The sequence below is a fragment of the Bradyrhizobium yuanmingense genome (genome assembly GCF_900094575.1).
Taxonomy (GTDB): domain Bacteria; phylum Pseudomonadota; class Alphaproteobacteria; order Rhizobiales; family Xanthobacteraceae; genus Bradyrhizobium; species Bradyrhizobium yuanmingense.
Window position 1 is genome coordinate 22923 of sequence record NZ_FMAE01000017.1, and the last position, 14179, is coordinate 37101.

At 56.1% G+C, this 14179-nt stretch carries 15 protein-coding genes; 3 read left to right on the top strand and 12 right to left on the bottom strand.

Features of this window, described 5'->3' with window-relative positions; genetic code table 11:
* Positions 1–1709: 1709 nt before the first annotated feature.
* The 3 genes from GA0061099_RS34850 (at position 1710) to GA0061099_RS34860 (ending at position 4178) form a co-directional block, all read left to right on the top strand.
* Entirely contained in the window at positions 1710–2141 is a 432-nt protein-coding gene (locus GA0061099_RS34850; RefSeq protein ID WP_141697723.1) for a hypothetical protein, read from the top strand.
* Between the two features lie 335 nt (positions 2142–2476).
* Positions 2477–2842: a hypothetical protein gene (locus tag GA0061099_RS41570; protein ID WP_157786113.1), complete on the top strand. Its 366-nt coding sequence runs from the start codon at positions 2477–2479 to the stop codon at positions 2840–2842.
* A gap of 1117 nt (positions 2843–3959) precedes the next feature.
* Entirely contained in the window at positions 3960–4178 is a 219-nt protein-coding gene (locus tag GA0061099_RS34860) for a hypothetical protein (RefSeq protein WP_074448310.1), read from the top strand.
* A gap of 642 nt (positions 4179–4820) precedes the next feature.
* On the opposite strand, the gene GA0061099_RS34870 is transcribed toward GA0061099_RS34860, so the two are convergent.
* The 12 genes from GA0061099_RS34870 to GA0061099_RS34930 all read right to left on the bottom strand — a co-directional run.
* Complete coding sequence (locus GA0061099_RS34870) at positions 4821–5171, bottom strand: hypothetical protein (protein ID WP_074448311.1); 351 nt, start codon at positions 5169–5171, stop codon at positions 4821–4823.
* Positions 5172–5189: 18 nt separating this feature from the next.
* Positions 5190–5342 carry a hypothetical protein gene (locus tag GA0061099_RS41575; protein ID WP_158644904.1) on the bottom strand — a complete coding sequence of 51 codons (153 nt, stop codon included), beginning with the start codon at positions 5340–5342 and terminating at the stop codon, positions 5190–5192.
* Positions 5343–5414: 72 nt separating this feature from the next.
* Positions 5415–6248 carry a replication-relaxation family protein gene (locus GA0061099_RS34875; protein ID WP_074448312.1) on the bottom strand — a complete coding sequence of 278 codons (834 nt, stop codon included), beginning with the start codon at positions 6246–6248 and terminating at the stop codon, positions 5415–5417.
* A gap of 137 nt (positions 6249–6385) precedes the next feature.
* A complete protein-coding gene (locus GA0061099_RS34880; protein ID WP_158644903.1) occupies positions 6386–8374 on the bottom strand; it encodes a type IV secretory system conjugative DNA transfer family protein in 1989 nt (662 codons plus the stop codon).
* Positions 8355–8603, bottom strand: a complete 249-nt coding sequence (locus GA0061099_RS41580) for a hypothetical protein (protein ID WP_074448314.1) — start codon at positions 8601–8603, stop codon at positions 8355–8357. The genes GA0061099_RS34880 and GA0061099_RS41580 overlap by 20 nt, the downstream gene beginning before the upstream one ends.
* A 485-nt stretch (positions 8604–9088) precedes the next feature.
* Positions 9089–9943: a hypothetical protein gene (locus GA0061099_RS34890; RefSeq protein WP_162130870.1), complete on the bottom strand. Its 855-nt coding sequence runs from the start codon at positions 9941–9943 to the stop codon at positions 9089–9091.
* Between the two features lie 338 nt (positions 9944–10281).
* Positions 10282–11085: a GH12 family glycosyl hydrolase domain-containing protein gene (locus tag GA0061099_RS34900; RefSeq protein WP_036032086.1), complete on the bottom strand. Its 804-nt coding sequence runs from the start codon at positions 11083–11085 to the stop codon at positions 10282–10284.
* Between the two features lie 832 nt (positions 11086–11917).
* Positions 11918–12415, bottom strand: a complete 498-nt coding sequence (locus GA0061099_RS34910) for a hypothetical protein (RefSeq protein ID WP_074448316.1) — start codon at positions 12413–12415, stop codon at positions 11918–11920.
* A gap of 40 nt (positions 12416–12455) precedes the next feature.
* Positions 12456–12716 carry a lipase family protein gene (locus tag GA0061099_RS34915; protein ID WP_074448317.1) on the bottom strand — a complete coding sequence of 87 codons (261 nt, stop codon included), beginning with the start codon at positions 12714–12716 and terminating at the stop codon, positions 12456–12458.
* Positions 12713–13264: a hypothetical protein gene (locus GA0061099_RS34920; RefSeq protein ID WP_074448318.1), complete on the bottom strand. Its 552-nt coding sequence runs from the start codon at positions 13262–13264 to the stop codon at positions 12713–12715. Before GA0061099_RS34920 ends, GA0061099_RS34915 begins: the two co-directional genes overlap by 4 nt.
* A 13-nt stretch (positions 13265–13277) precedes the next feature.
* Positions 13278–13838 (bottom strand): phospholipase D-like domain-containing protein, encoded by a 561-nt coding sequence (locus GA0061099_RS34925; protein ID WP_244621012.1) that lies wholly within the window; start codon positions 13836–13838, stop codon positions 13278–13280.
* 2 nt (positions 13839–13840) lie between these two features.
* Positions 13841–14179: integrase core domain-containing protein (locus GA0061099_RS34930; protein WP_141697728.1), on the bottom strand; the 339-nt coding region annotated here is incomplete at its 5' end.

Below are 14179 nucleotides of genomic sequence, written 5' to 3' on the forward strand. Positions count from 1 at the left end.
TCCCGCTGCCGCCAACGAGGCTAGCGTTTCCAACCCGGCTATTATGGATCGAATAGGAGTAGACTCGCGCCGTTGGCGACCGATAATTGGGAGGGTGTTCATGCCTACCTCCGCCTACGGCGCAGAGATCAGCCCACTAGCTGTAGCAACTATCCAACGATTGCCCCAGCGCACGATGATGGAGTCGATGCGCCCGATGCCGGGGACCACGTCTCCGCGTGCTGCCATTCGGATCCCATCGGGCCCTTCAAGCACCGCCGTTCCGCCGCGCACGTCGAGGACTGCCCAACCTGCAATGGTCGTTGGTCTCGTCTCGGGACCGACAGGAGCCGCCCCGCAGGCTGGATCGAGCCCGTCACAGACACGTCCGCGTCGCCGAGCCAAAGAAGCTGGGTTCGAAGCTTCCGCCGATTGCGCCCCACTCGACGGTTTGACCAGAGGCTTTGGCGCAACGCTCGCGATGACTGTGGAGGGTTGTCCCAAAGCAGGCGCTGTTCGCGAACCCGATGCCTTTCGGACACTTTCGGTTTTACCGCCTGCCCTTGTGTCCGGTATGCGGCGTGAAGCCGCTTCTACCTGAGCAGTCGGGTCGAGAGCCGAGGTAGCTGCAGGACCGTACCAAGCGCCAGCCCAACCCAACCCAAAGCCCACACCCAAAGCGGCCGCGACGAGCCAAATAGTGAGTTTTGGAGGCCGGCCCGGCGCCAATAGCGCCAAGATCCTCATCTCGATTGGAAGTCGGGAAATCCGACTGATCGCGAACGATGGGCCATGTGACCTCGCCACTACCGCGATCTGGGGCGATCACGATCCTTTCCAAGGTATTCGCATGGTGCAATTGCATGCTCGGATCCCTTGCGATTGATCGTGCCGGGAACTAAACCAACGCCTAACAGCCGCCGGTGCACTCGGCTAAAAAGAGCACTGGATCCCGAAGGGGCTGCCAAGTGATGAAGAGCGCCACCCCTGCTGAGCAGCCGTCGCGCGAGGACTACCAGCTTGAGAGATCGCAGCGCGGCGCGAGTGCCACGGTAGCAGGCCTGCAACTTTGGCGAATAGGCTCAAACTTTGGAAGCGAAACAAAACCGAAAGACCAAACGAAATTTGCGCACTCTGAACAATGGTGTTGCACCTTTGCGTGCCCCCTGTTAATGGCATCGTCATTTATCGGTTGTATGTTCCGATCCTGGATTGCATATTTTTCCCGTTGACGACCGCCTATTGTTTTCAACAATCATGGTTTGGGCAGTAATGAATAATCGAGGTCGGGTTTGCAATTATTCGACTATTCTAGGCGAACGGGTCGAGGGACTGGTCGCACTGTTTCGAGAACTGCAGACCCTCCGGCGTCGCCTGCAAGCCGCACAGGCGAGAAGCATTGCCAAGATTAACCGTATCCCCAAGGCCAGCCGTAGAAGGAGAGTTCTTCGGCGGAGCTAGCTGCCGCGAGTTCGTAGAGCCGTCAGTGCAATGATCGAACTTGCCACTTCCGCTTTCTAGGAAGCTCGCGCCAGGATCGCTCTACCAGACTTCATCGTCGAGTACCCGCGCAGCACCGAAGCATTGGAGCAACAGTCGCACAGCTCTTTGGACCGGTGCACGATCGTCAATTTGCGTCGCGTGCGCGATTCAGGCCTGCTCTCTCGTAACGAACCGGACAAATATAGCGCGGCGGCGAGAGTGCTCGCGGTCCTCATCGGATGCTTACTATGACAGAAAACGCCGGGATTCATATCGACAAGCTGATCTATGCGATTGCCTTGCTAGACGGCGCCAAACGCATTCATTCATCTGCACCTGGTGCAGACATTTCCCGAATAGGGATTCCCTTCTACCTTCTCATCGGCTTCAGCATAGAGAACGGTTTGAAAGCTTTGCTGCAATTTCACGGGCAACATCAACGTGAACTGCAGCGGTCCCATGACCTTGCGGATTTGTTAGCAAAGACTGATGGACTCCGTGAGCGCCTTTGGCCTGGCACTGTAAAAGACGTGGAACACCTCAGCCGTTATCACAAGGAGTATTGGTTCAGATACCCCGAACGCGCCGCTACTGCCGACGTCTATAAAGCCGAAAGTGCCTGTATGATGGCCGACCACCTCCTGGTCCAGGTCGCGCATCTAATTGGTTATAGGGGATGACCGTAGGTAATCACCTTACCCAAACGTGCAGGACTGCAGATCGCCATGAAATCACCATCGGCCCCTTTGGCCACGTGCCCACGGCCGTAAGCAGCATGATTGAGGACGAAATTACTCTCATCTTGACCGATGGCGACGACAAATTTGGAGGAGATGGTGCGCGGTTCACTCGGGCAACAGGCCGGCCGATATGGCGCAATCTGAACGAGATCCCGCAGTGATAGTGGGGAGCGCCCCACTACGTCTTGGCTGACGTGCGGAATTTTCCGCATTCTCCGCGGCCACAGCTAAAGATCGAGATAACTCACGTGCGCCTCCCCGGCCGTCACTTGGAGGTGAACGCCGACGACGCTCGCAATGGCAATGGAGATTTCCTCATCCATCTGCTCAACTATGATGGCGACCGACTTGTCGATTTCGATCTCGGCAATAGGTCGAATTGTAACATCCTGTTCATTCGCCATCACGACACGGCCTCCATTTGTGATTGGTTCGGCTGGGGGTGGAGCGGCGAGACCCTATCCGTAAAATCCAATCAAAAGACGGATAGCAAAGAACGCCCCCGCGGCTACCGCTGCCGTCATGGCTATCGCGAAAGCTATTCTAGCGGCTTGGATGGCGGCCCCCTTGGCGTTGATCTTGTCGTCGGCAATCTTGGTAGGCAGATTGGCGTCATGTTGCTGCAGCGCCGCCCTGATTAGAGCGACAGTCTTCTGGCGTCACCCTGTGACACACTCAGCGCTGTCGCAAAGAGCATTCGAATCGTTAGCCTATGAATACAAGCTTCGTTCCGATGTTGTCATCCACATACGTCCCCTGAAGTCTTGACGTGATTCTGTTCCCTTACGAGTGACGGTCGCGAGAAGAGGCATTATTGCCGAAGGCGAGCTGCGACACACCTACCAGGATAGTGGGGGTCCTATGAAGATTACCGGCCTTGCTGTGGCAATACGCTCCGGCGCAGCCCTGCCTTTTGACAAACTGAAGGAACACACTGGCAGAGCAATTTGCCTTTACACGATCCTCTTTACACACGTCTCCACCTCGGCCACTTACAGCGCTTTCTGCGGCGCGGTCACAGGCCCGCCATGGTCGTTGCACTACTGCCGCCATCTCCATAGTTGAGGCCAACGGTGCCGTTCAAGGCCCGGCAACTTACGCGTTCAACCGCCAAACTGCGATCGGCCACAACGGTAGTTGTCCGGGATTCCCTCAACCTGAGGACAGCTCTAACATAGCTATCGTGTTGAATTTCGGAACCATTTGGGAAGCGCAAACAAGAAAAAAGGAGAATGACAGATGAGCCTGGAGCGCCAGTACCGAGAGTTAGAGGATTTGCGAGAAAAGGTCCGTCAATGGGAACGGAAGAACTCGTGCCGGCGGTCGCTCGAAAGGCAGTCGGTGTGGCAAGAGGTTCTTCTCTCAATTCCGGGACACATCACCTCCGAGCCATGCCTGGTGCGTGATCTCTCCAATAGAGGTGCTGGCATTCAGCTTAATGGACTCACGCTTCTGCCGACCGAGTTTTCGCTTTCTTTCGATGGGTTTCGCACCACCTCTCCTTGTCGCCTCATCTGGCGACAAGGAGACTTCATCGGGGTGGCTTTCCACGACACGGGCCGTTACTCAGCCGTCGTTGAGACAAATACGAGGCCTGTTTTGCCGCACAATAGCACAAGGAGTTGAAACTCACACGGACAACCTCGCGCACTAGCACCTTGTGTCAGCTCCCCGCACCGAGAAAATGAGTAGTTGCTAAATCGCGTAAATTGAGATGAAGACGGCCCCTGGCTGGAGGCAAAGCCCCAGAGGCCGGCTATGCCAAAGACTATTCGTGAACAGCTCGACGAAGTGGAGCGAGAGGTCACACTTTACAATGAATTCGACGAGGCTGAGAAAGCTCGCTTCAAACTTGAGTGTTTCCTTTGGACAGCGGAAGAACGCATCGAATGGCAGGAGACGCAGCGTTCGATAGCCGAGCACCTCAGGGAGCTCCACGACAAGCGCACGGCTCTGCTTGACGAGCTTGAAGGATGACTTCGTAACCGACGCACAGATCGAACGTGCGCGACGTTGCTTGGTCTCAAACGAGACTGCCGAAACCGAGCGACCGCGCGCTTATACCGATTGAAGTGGTATCGGCGTACGTCTCGCGGAGGCTGGTAACGAAGCCACGAGCCGGAGGACAACTTGGCTCGGCGTACTGCGGATGATACCCGGAATGCTTCTCTTCTCAAGCACGAGCCGCTCGCTTCGGCACGCGGTCAGATTACGCTAATGAGGCGCACTGTGCAGGGATACCTTACGACGTTACGATGGAAGAGTTCCAGGCGCTGTTATAGCCGAATTGCCACACGTACAAACGTTCCGCGCGCCTGCACTTACTTTGGCGCTGCCTTAGACGAACATTGGACTACAATGACGGCTTCCCTTGGAATGGGACGGTCATAATGCGGTACAGAGTGTTCGTGGTGGACAGCAGCCGGCGAGTGATCTGCGCCGCGAAGCTCGACTGCATCGACGAGCGGGCTGCGAGATGTCGAGCCGAGCAAATGTGTGGGGAGCACGACGTTGAGGTTTGGGAAGGGGATCGGCTTGTCGCTGTCTTTCGAAGCGCAACGTCGAATGAAAATCAAAGCGACCGCTTATCCTGATTAGAGGGCCAGCCTCGCCGCCGAACTAACGCGGATACTCATTTAAAGGTTCACTGGGCTGTAAATAGGGGATGAGAGCTTCGGAGATGCGAACAGAGCCGCATTCGCGCGGCTCATCTTCTTTATTCACCTTCGGCGTCGGCGTCTGCTTCCGTTTCATCGATATCTTCAGCCCCTTGCTCTTGTTCTTGCTCTCCTTCACGCTCTTCATCTTTGTCCCGCTCATCTTCGTCAGCTTCTTCCTCCGATAGTCAAAATCGAGCTCTTTGTAGTCGATCTCGCATCGGCCTGTTTCTTCTGCTTCTAAGAGACCGCCGCAATCCGTGCACCGTTGCGCGAAGAACACGCGCTCCTCATCGACGAAGATTGTCGGCACTCTGGACACCAGAGAAAGTCAGACATTCTGCGGCTCCTTCTTCTGACGCGGCCTCCTCGCTTTCTGGAGAGCCGCGCTTTCCTGCGCAATTTGCTCCTTGAGCGCCTTCAGCTCGCTGTCGATAGCTGTCTTTTGTGCAAGCAATTCAGTTATACGCTGTAGTCTGTCCATCACTCTGCTCCTATGTCGAGAGTTTTGCCACCGCATTGCAGCCATTGCCGGTTGAACGCCCAACCGCGATCATCAGGCTGCGGCGTGTCGCCTGTGATTGTGGGAAAAAACACTGAAAGCGAAGCGATCGAGATGAGGCCCCCCAATAGAAGCTAAGAGTTCCCTCATGCTTTCAAGACGGGCCATCGTGGTCGTCGTGAACAAGACGGTCAGATTGGGAAACCCGAGATGCGTTCGATAGACGCCGCTCTCCAGCACATTGCGGTACGCGATCAACTTCCGCTCAATGGTCTGCCGGTCCTTGTCGCTCCACTTGAGCTGCTCGGTTCTGAGATCGACTTCGAGCACAAAGAAACGATAATGGCCGTTCAGGTATTCGATGGCGAAGGGGCAACCATCGGGTGTCAGCCGGTAGTCGCACTGCTTTCCCCGATGAGCGAAGGCGACTGGAAGACTATGATCTCCGCTCTCTTTGATTCCATTCGGCGTGCACGGGCTCTGGAGACTTTCTGAGAAGGGCACAAGGCGCTCTCTCGCGCCGATTTCGAAAGACGCCATCACCTGGCTCTCTGTCAGAGTATGCAGGAAGTGGCTCGAAGAGTCGCGGAGAAGCGGTTCGAAACCGATCTCGTTGAGCTTTGAGATGCCCCTTGGGGTGAGATGGAAAGCTTGGGCGCAGGATTGGTAGAGGCGCGGACTATCGAGTTGCGTCCTATGAACGGCAATCATCTTGTGCGGAGCGCGCTTCAGCAGACTGAGCCGCGCGATAACCGCGCCATAGGATCGCCTCGTAAGCGCTGCAATATCCTGCGCCGTGAGGACCGTGTAGCGGCCAAGGCACTTTAAGATCTCAATATCGCCAGGAACGTTCGGGCGGATCGAGACAAGCTCGCCGCCGCGCGTCACAGGTTTCGTTGTCCAGCGTGAATTCATAGCGCGGAAGATAAATCCGCGCGGAGCGGCTGATAAGTCGGCAGCTATGTGGGTCGTTGAGGTATCGTAGCACGCAGTGCAAGATCATGTACCAACCGCTCCGCGCAAAATTATTTGCGCTTCCACGGTGCCGGTTTGCTTGGATCAAGAACCTCAGCGGATCCAATGTGCTGTCCGGAACCTTGTGAAATCGCTGAGCTCGGCGGCCCTTGCTTTTGTACAATGGGCTCATTTACATCGGCGCCGCCAAGCGTCGCGCGCTGATCGTGCTTCGGCGCAGCGAACGCAGCAGCCCCGTCGAAGGCAAGGGGACTATCCTGCAACATCCGCTTATTGCGCTCACGCAGCGCGTGATACTCGGCGTCGCTTATCTTTGGCCACTCGTCGATCCATCCGAGTTGCGTGTCGTGGATGAAGGGGTGCTCGAGAGGAGGATGCATACCTCTTACGCAGGCGAAGTACGCGTCACTTTCACTCTTGTGCACGTGCTTCAAGAAGTCAGGACTGCAACGGAGATCGCGCGCCATATAGTTCAAATCTTGCGCCTCAGGACTCGAGGCGTATTTTATGCTGGTGTTCGTTGAGATCGCGTTGCGGGTCGCCTCGTCAAGCTCATCACAATACATATTCTGATGAGCAACAATCGCTCCACCGTTGTACTCGCGGAGAAGGCGGAACAGTTGAGGTGTCTTTTCCGGATCAGCGAACTCTTGAAACTCGTCGATCATGACGTAGACCGGATGCTTATCGCTGCGAGACTGAATGGCGTCTTGTGCCAGCGAAAGGATGTAGCGGCCCAGAGTCTGATGGGCCTCTTTGAGTTGGGGTAGGCGCGTATTCACGAGCACAATTTTTCGTTCTCGAATACATTTGGCCAAGTCGAGTTTCCGCGTCGCGGCATTAAACATCACAGCCAGGGTCTCATTTCCGGCAATACCGTAAATGCGGGACTTGATCTCCTCGCGCGTGGAGGCGTAGTTGGCGGAATAGAAATCGTTCTCGAAAAACCGTCGAGGTATCGATGGGAGCTTTTTGATCACCGTTTCAAATAGCGGATTGGGCGGCTTCCTGTTTATCCGGTCATCGAGCGAATCGAGCAAGGTTTCGAGGTTTGCGCCGGGAAGCGAAAAGAGCATTCGGGCACAGAACTGAAAACAGGCGGCCTGTTTTCCAGTCAGCTTTTGCTTCGTGGTCGAGAATATGTAGCTGAAATCTGACACGAGCTGGGCCGGGTCTCGTCCGTGTGTTGCAAACAGATTGAGAGCAGGTGCATCAATAGGGTCTACGATGACAACCCTGTCACTGAACATTTCTAATCGCGCCAGGCGCTCAACCATCAAGCCCTTTGGATCAACGACGATGTAAGCCGGAGGGTTCGAGTTTTCGATGAAGTCTTTGACAAGATTATTTTGAAGGAGAGTGGTCTTGCCACTTCCACTTGGGCCGAGAACGTGGGTATGCTCGTAGCGGATGTGCTGAGGTATCTGTTTAGGGCTTAGCATCTCCTTTACAGCTTGCTGTTGTGCCAATTCTATTTCGAGTTCTCGCTGCCGTTTTTCTTCTCTTTCTTTCTCCTCCTTGGCAAGTTTGATGATCTGATCTTCGCGCTTGGCGGTCTCCGCCTGATTTTTCTTGTTTTCCTCATCGATCTGGTGCATCCACTCGGCGTACAGCCGGTTATGGAGTTCAAGTTCCGCACCTGTTATTTCCGGTTGTTTTCTGGTGAGGAACGCATCGAGCGCCTTTTCCCGCTCCGGTTGGACAAAATCACGCTCGCTCATCCAGGCCGTTTTGCTGAAGAGTGAGCCCAAAAGTCCAAGACCAGGACGAGCCTTCACGTAATATTCGACGGTCGCGTTCTCGACGTGCTCTTTGTAATCATCATCATCTTCGGCCTGTCTATCGAAATCGTAGCGAGGCTCGAGAAATTTGCGGACCGCTTTTTTATAGCACTCCACAGAGCAGAACCAGTAAGGCATTCCCATGAATTTGCCGTTGGGGTCTAGTGATCCACTCGCTACGGACTCGGGAGGCGGCTCAAGATCGTACGAACGATGGCGGTTGCCGCACTGAATGCACTTATCTCGGCTTGCTGCCATCGGCCCTCTTCCCCTTGATGAGAGTACGGAAGAACTCTCTCCTCTTCTCTTCTGCATGGGCACGGATAACGGGAATGGACTGCAACCACATCAGTGCGCCGACGATGAGCACGACCCAATGAGTCGGATACTGAGGTCTGCCATGCATCCATTCGCCAGTTGTGAGCATGAAGCCGAAAAGAGTGACAAAGAAGCCGACAAACGCGATAAGCAGACGGAGTAGGTCCATGGTGATCCTCCCGAGAGGAGGCGACCAGTGTTAAGCCAGTGTTGGACGCTGGCCGCCTCTGATCGCCCGCTCCTCTTACTTCGGAGCGTCGGATCTGGCCTTCGCGCATCTCTCCAGATACTCAGAAACCTCATGCGACCACCAGACGCGTGGGGAACCGCGATAGATCGAGAGCTTGAAACTCTTCGGAAATCTCTTCGCCTTCTCCAGGCGGTCAAGGTGAGTACGACTATAAGGAATTCCAAAATCTGAACGCAGACGCTTGAATGTGACCACTGATTTCTCAGACATCGCTTAGACTCCGTGTTGGAGCCGTCGCGACGGCTGTTAGTCAGCCGACGGGTCAAGTATACCTGAGGTTGAGGCGTTGTGGATGCTATTTTTTAGGTAACGTAAGCTGACGGAATTGGTCAATCGGGACTTCAGATCTCAGCGTCGGGGAAGTGCACCTTCTGACTAGATGACCGGTGTTAAAGAGAGCGGGATCAACGACGGCTCGCCACGCGCTCCCTCACCAGTTCTACCAATCGGCCGTTCGCTGCGCTGTTTCCTGCTAGATAACCTCTCTGCACGTTCACAACAGGCGCAAACAACGTGCCGCCATATTCTCTGCCCCTCTCCAACCCCCAAGCACTCGCCGCGCGCATGCAAATGACCACAATCTCGGCGCTCTCCGCTCGGGGAAACAGCACGGATTGCGTCCAGTTCACGGACACCCGACTTGACGGCAAAGACATCAGCGCACGCCAATCCTTCACCCGTGGTGACTGATACGCACCGACGTTGAGAACTGCAAATTTCTGCTCGATTTCTTTTGGGTCGCCGAAGAACTTAACGATGCTTCTGAACCATTTACCTCCACTCCCTTTGTCACGGAAGGGTTCTGGCCCTTTCCAGCGACGCATGTAGTAGTCCTTCCCATCTTTCGTTTTTGCGTCCTTGAGGTCCGATTCGCTGTTGAAGCCTGGTGCCGCAAACAGCAACACTACCTTGGCTGTCTTCAATGGTCCCGCGAATGCTGCGGGTAAGCATCTAAGGTTAAGTCCGTGCTGTTGACGGCTGAGACGAGCAAATACATGTGCATCCTCCGGATAAATGTGCGCGCCTCGTTCAATTCGCGACCAGAACCTGAAAATGTCGTTCATGCCTGTCCTATGAACATGGTCGATGCGCTTTCGTTGAATGATCCGCAACCGCGTCAGCTTGCAGAGCGTGGCATCGCAGCGGCCATTACCTTTCTGGACATCCATTGGCGGAAGATTCGAACGAACAATCCGCTCGAGCGCATCATGAAGGAGATCCGGACGAACCCGTGTCGTCGGCGCCTTCCCGACGGCCAATCCTGTCTCAACTTGGCGGCGGCCCGGCTGCGGCACATTGCCGGAACGGCGCGGTCGACCAATGCTACATGAACATGCGACCGCTCTATCAGCCACAACTCTCTGAAACCGGAGCCGTCGCCTGATCAAAAGTGCAAAAGATTCTGGAGAGCACCGCGCCCCATCTACTCCGCATGCTTCTGATGCGCCTGCGCGCGACAATGGCCGTTTTGGGCGGCAGCAGGCTGAATTGTTTCGAATCATAATGCGCTCCAGGTCATGTGCCCCGGCGCGACGATGCGCGCTCCGCGCCGGGTTCGGGCAAATCCAACAGCCGGGGCGAACTCAGAACTGGATCTTCACTTTGAGGTCACGGTCCAGTCATTGAACTTGAAGTTCATTCCGCCTGGGGACGAGGTGATCTCGACGCCGTATTGGACGCTACCGACGTTTATGTCGCCGAAGTAGCCCTTCGACTTGATCCACTCTAGGATGCCTTTGATGTCCACTGTCCCGCTGTTGCTTTTCGAAGTGGGCACGAGCGAGATGACGTTGTGACCATTATTCCCTTCAAACACGTTCCAGGTCGTCCCGCCCACGTTGACGTTAGTGTAGACCGGGATCGCCGCCCCGGAGGGATCCTGTCGATAATGATGAGAAATGGGCTTAACGTTGCCGCTACCGTCCGAGTTTCCGGTGTAGTTTGTCCAGATCATGATCTCATGCTGGTTTGAGCTGTCCCAAATATCATAGGCGGTGTCCCAAGCGCCGCTTTTAGGAACGTCCTGATTGAAGGTCGAGCTCAAAGTGTTGATTGCACTGAGCGGCTTTCCGATATGGACGGCCTCGTGCGGATAGCTCTTGATGCCACCAGTTCCGGGCTGGTTCGACCACACGCTCCACCGGTTCGCTCCATACACCGAAATGGTCTGAGGCCCGGCACCACTGCCCCACACGTCGTTGTTCCAGGAGAAGCCATCGCGTGAAAAGTTTCCATACGGAGCGCTCGAACTCCAAATCGGCGCCTTTGCCGGCACGGAGGCGGCAGCCGATGACCTGACCTCGTTCACAGCCTGCCTAAAAAGATCATGATGCTCCTGTGAGCAGACGTACCCCATTGGGGAATCTGGCGAGCCGGCACCGTTTATCCGATTGGAATTCATAATGCTCTCCTTGCTTTTATGGGAACGACACCTCTTGCCGGTCCACCCAGTGGGTACCCTAGGTTCGTGACCAGTTCGAGGCGTGGGCGGCATCGTTATCTAGAGACCGGCTTCGAATTATAGGAAAGCCTGGCTTTCGAGGAGCTGACTGGGCCTCTTCCGGAAAAAATTGCTAGAACAAAGAGGATGCAGCAGGGCGCGACAAGCGACGTCCCGAAACTCGGATTGTCGTAACCCGCACGTTCACTCATCCTCCCATGACACACGCGCGATCGTTCGAAAGGTGTGCCGAAGACGGGGGAACATGAGGAAGGCAAAAGGTCGCCATTGCGCGCAAAGTCGCTGCCGTTCGGCGCGATGTCCCGCTGGGACTGTGGTTGTGGCGATCTCGGTCATTCGGCTGTTGGCGGCTTGCCCGCACTCCGCTGCATACGTTGAGGCGCCCGACCCGGACATCATCATGAGGCATTGCGCGACCTCGGAAAATGAAATGGACGCCTCCCTCAGAAATCGGTAGGAGCGTCAAGAGAGCCTGACGCCCGGCAGGGAGAATAAAAGATGCCTGAGTCAGCCGCTCTTGCAGCAAAATAGGAGACCCCAGCAGCGATGGCATCAAAGATTCGATAGGCCAGGCCAATGCCTGACTAGCCATCACACCCAGCCGCGCTCACGCCGTCTCCGCAACCCTGGCCAGCTCCGACGGCAGGAGCGCTACCATCGTGCCGTTGGCGAGTTCAAAGGAACGCTTGACAACAAACCGCAATTAAAGGGCCGAATGACAGCCAGGCTAATCGAATGGGAGTTCTGTCTCCTCCCGGCAATAATTGCTGGCTTAGCCAGCATATGGCAGCTTCATGTATTTCAGGTAGTTGCTGAGGTGGTGCTGCCAGAAATAGTCCAGCTTCTGGCATCCTGGGGCACCATCGGTCGGGTTGCCGCCCGGGTCGGCGAATAGCGGCAGCAGCGAGCCGACGTCAGCATAGTTCAGCGAGCTCGGAATCTGGTCGAGGATCTGTTGGACCATGCCCGAGATCGTCGATCCGGTGATTGGTGCGGCGGATGCCGCGCCGAGATCGGCGGCGTTCAAATAGATCGTTTCGGAGGTCAATCTTCGAGAAAGACCCTCCACCCGCTGCTTGAGCCGCTTCACCGAGTCGTCGTGAACACGATTTACGGCGCTCTCACTGTCGGTGGCCGCGCTACCGAGCGCGATCATTGCCTCCGAATTGGGACTGCCGCCGAACCCGCGCAGCGGATTTGGCGTGTTCAGGTCTGATATCCACTCCAGTGAAAACGGCGCCTGCGGCACCCAGTCCTGCGTCGACGTCACCGCCCAACCGTATCCGTCGACCCCGGCAAGCCGCGCATAATCATCTGCGTAATGGTCGTTTGCCGGCCTTGGCAGGCGCGAAGGTATAGGTCTTATAGACAGGCCCTTTAAAGAAAAGCGTCGAGTGCCGGACCAGCGAGGTGAGCAGCGTAGCAATCGACGCACCCTGGCTGTGCCCGGTGATGTAGACGTTGTTGCCCGAGTTCGCGAGCTGCCCCAAGGTCACGAACAGTGGGCGATCAGTGGTGAACAGCATGAGCAGCAAACTCAGAGCGAATCCTGAATGCACACCGGCCTTCACCGCACTGTCACCTCATCCCGGACGAGGTAGCTCGGCAGCGAGATCGGACCGAGCTTCACGTCAAAGCGCGCGTTGATCAGGGGAAACAGCAAGTCGGCCAACACGCTGGCCTCACTTTCGACGGTGCCGCGCACTGCGATCGCGTACTGGGTGGGGTCACTCTGGTTCTGCCAGACCTGCCAGTAGTTATCCAATAGTGTGGGACTCGTTGGGGTGAGGTCCTTACGGATCGCCCAATTTGAGCTTGGATCGGGCACGGCGGGAACGCCGCAGGTTGCCTCCGCTTCGGTCAGCGATGGCGTGCCGGCGTAAGCATGCTGCGCGATCTCTACAGGGACGTCCCTTTTGACACGTCCAATCCAGCGTAATGTTTCATGCTGCGCGTCTCCGTCTGATGCTTGTGGCTGCTCGATACAGACCACGTTTATCATCAACCTGAAGCGCAGCACCCTGCTAACGCGGAGCTCAGCAACAGCCGAGTACCAAGGCGGAGCCGCGCCCGCGGCCGACAGCGATCCGCCCGCCTGATGGCTTATTTGGACTTCCACCAGCTCCGCTCACCTACCACCCGGTCAGAAAGTACTGCGTGATGTCGCCCTTTGGTCCATTGACATAGTGATCGAGCCAATGATCGTTCAGATCGATATGGCCCGAAAAACGAGGCTTGCCTTCTAGCTTATTCTTGGCCTGCCAGGCACGATACCGATAATGGTCGTACACATCCAGAATATGGACCGCATAGGCTTGGGCAAGGCGCTTGTCGCCTTGGATAACGAGCATGTTCTCATCGTTCTCGTAAGAGGCCTTATAACCAAGATTGTGGCTGCCGGTGACGATGGTGCAATTGTCTGACAAGGGATCGATCACGACGATCTTGTCGTGGACGATGGCCGTGCCGAGCTTCAAGATCTCGGCTTCGAAATCGCCGAGAGCGGTTCCGGCGCCGAGATTACTGGCCCGCACAATATGCGTGTGCCGCTCATCATAAACGTAAGGTTTCCGTGCCGCCGCCTCTTCGGGGGTCTCGTCTCCTTCATCCCCATCCTCGTCTGTCTTCGCTTGATAGCCCGGCATGGGCCGTTGGGTCGCTGATAGCGCCGACAACCTGACCTGCCACTGCATTTTCATCCAGCGGCAGTTAGAGTCTCGGGGTTTTGTACGCCAAGTGGCGCGGATGGAGCAACGGACGATCGGCGGAGCTGGTCGGGGTTGCGCAGCCGATCGTCCGTTGCGGTGAGGTGGGCGGCGTAGGCCGCGGGGGTCAGGTATTTCAGCGACGAGTGGGGACGCTGGAGATTGTAGTCGGCGACCCAGTTGGCGATCTTGGCGCGGGCGTCATCGAGATCGAAGAACAGGGTCTCGTTGAGTAGCTCATCGCGCATCCGGCCATTGAAACTCTCGACGAAGCCGTTCTGCATGGGCTTTCCCGGCGTAATGAAGTGCCAATCGACGGCTGCGTCCTT